4 protein-coding genes are annotated in these 1,947 nt (G+C 35.8%); all 4 read left to right on the forward strand.

All coding sequences use genetic code 11. The features are described from left to right. Positions 1-57 precede the first annotated feature (57 nt). The 4 genes from IM284_RS23580 (at position 58) to IM284_RS23035 (ending at position 1,929) form a co-directional block, all read left to right on the forward strand. Positions 58-483: a hypothetical protein gene (locus IM284_RS23580; RefSeq protein ID WP_226838972.1), complete on the forward strand. Its 426-nt coding sequence runs from the start codon at positions 58-60 to the stop codon at positions 481-483. Then, complete coding sequence (locus tag IM284_RS23025) at positions 483-728, forward strand: hypothetical protein (protein ID WP_047368728.1); 246 nt, start codon at positions 483-485, stop codon at positions 726-728. Before IM284_RS23580 ends, IM284_RS23025 begins: the two co-directional genes overlap by 1 nt. A gap of 224 nt (positions 729-952) precedes the next feature. Continuing rightward, on the forward strand, positions 953-1,435 hold the full coding sequence (locus IM284_RS23030) for a hypothetical protein (RefSeq protein WP_048338870.1): 483 nt from the start codon (positions 953-955) through the stop codon (positions 1,433-1,435). Between the two features lie 26 nt (positions 1,436-1,461). Beyond that, positions 1,462-1,929, forward strand: a complete 468-nt coding sequence (locus tag IM284_RS23035; protein ID WP_047368727.1) for a hypothetical protein — start codon at positions 1,462-1,464, stop codon at positions 1,927-1,929. The last annotated feature ends 18 nt before the right edge of the window (positions 1,930-1,947 follow it).

Consider the following 1,947-nt stretch of genomic DNA (forward strand, 5'->3'; position numbering starts at 1 on the left):
ACGTCGCCATCTTTAACGATGTAATCTTTCCCTTCCGCACGAAACTTGCCTGATTCTATGCCAACAACTGCTTATCGTTATGTTCGATATTTGAATGACGATGGCAGTTTAGATAAATTGGTTCCTGGTCTTCTCGAAACAAAACAAGCGCCCGTAACGTATTTTAGATTCGAAAAATTTGAAACGGGTAAAGCTACTCGTGATGCGTTTCAGATAAAAGGTCCCGATAAGGTTGAGCCAACTTTACTAGCGGATGTCTCTTGGAGTGATGCAAGGATTAGAGGAACGTTTGATACATTGCAACTTTATGAAAACGGTACTCCTCAAGAGAGGCATTCAAGAACGTTTGGAGATGAAATTGGTGCACCATTAGAACAATTTACGCATGCTTATCCGCAATATGAAAACGGTGGCGTAGAACAAATGCATGCAGACAAACGGACAATTACTTTCGACAAAATTCATATTCTTCCGGAGGAATAATGAATTACGATTCATATGATGAAGTACTCGATTATCTCAAGGTTTTTTTCAACGAAAGAGTGGATTCATCAATTTATTTAGAAAAACTAATGACTTTGATTGAAGGTTCTGGCTCTGAAAAAACCGTGACTATAAGAGCTATTTATGAAACGTACATGCAGTATGTAAAAGAAAATAGAGATAACATTAAATTTATCTCAGGAGAAAAAGAAATGTGGATTGATTTATTGCACCATTGGCAATAAGGGTTTATTGTTATGTAGATTAGATTGAAATGGTTATAACGGTGTGGCGTAATGCAATAATTGATGCAGGTGAATTTTATTTTCGTAGTGGAAAATGCAGTGTGAGCCTTGCATATAACACCTGTAATCTGTACGCGGAAATGCTTCTTTATATGGATGCCATCATGTTGTAGTTGATTTAGTTACAATCTCGTGATCGGCATTCAAAAGTAGAATAGGGCAACATGATTGAATTAAATTTTAAAGCGATCACAGGTGAACTAAATATTGATGGTCTGCCTTTGAAAATTGATACTGAAGAAGGCCTTTGTAGGTGTGATTTATACCACGGATTAGTAAAGCAGAGAGCTATAAAGAAAATCATACCAAATCACTACCTTGTTGACTCACTAGCGTTTTTTGAAAGAGAATTTCAAGTTACTATACGCCCTGTGTGCTATGGTTTTCCTTTTATGCTTCATCTTGTTGATAAAAACAGTCAATACTATAAATTATTAAATGATTGGAATGCCCGAACTAATATTAACATGCTAAATGAATCAGTGAAAAGCTTGTCTGATTGGCTGAAAGAATCACTAAACCTGGACACTCCTGATACCACGAAAACAGACATCATTAGGTGGAACTTTGAGTGGGAGCGGGTTTCAGTCTCATATGAGACAAAGTCATTTAATCATGGGGCATATATAGTTTGGAATTTAACGTAGTCACTTCCAGACAAAGTGGTTTAGATATGTTAGAAATGAAACTTGATGTTCATACTGGATTTGTAGCAATCAACAACTACCCCATCGAATTAAAAGATGTTGATACTTTTAAAAATTCCGCATTTTACAAGTTCTTCTCGCCGTTTACTACAGTAGGTCCTTTTTATTTCGCTATCGATAATATTAAATGGAAAGATCAAGTTTTCATATTGGAACTGAGGCCTTCAGTATTTTCTTTTTCTCCATTAATATTCCTTACTAGTAAGGATGGAAGTTTTTATAAAACTCTAGCGGATTGGGATAAAAGGGCTAGTCTAAGTAATTTATCGGATGAGCAGCAGCGTTTGATATCATGGGTTCAGAATGAAATAACCTCAAGCCCTAAGCTCAAAATTAACAATCCCCCATATGGATTTCAATGGGAGCATGATTGGGGTAGAATTGTTGTACAATCTAATGAAAAAAGCTTCGATTGTGGTATTTATATCGAATAGAATGTTTGACTATATGAT

Source organism: Enterobacter cloacae complex sp. P12RS (assembly GCF_014895875.1).
GTDB lineage: Bacteria > Pseudomonadota > Gammaproteobacteria > Enterobacterales > Enterobacteriaceae > Enterobacter > Enterobacter bugandensis.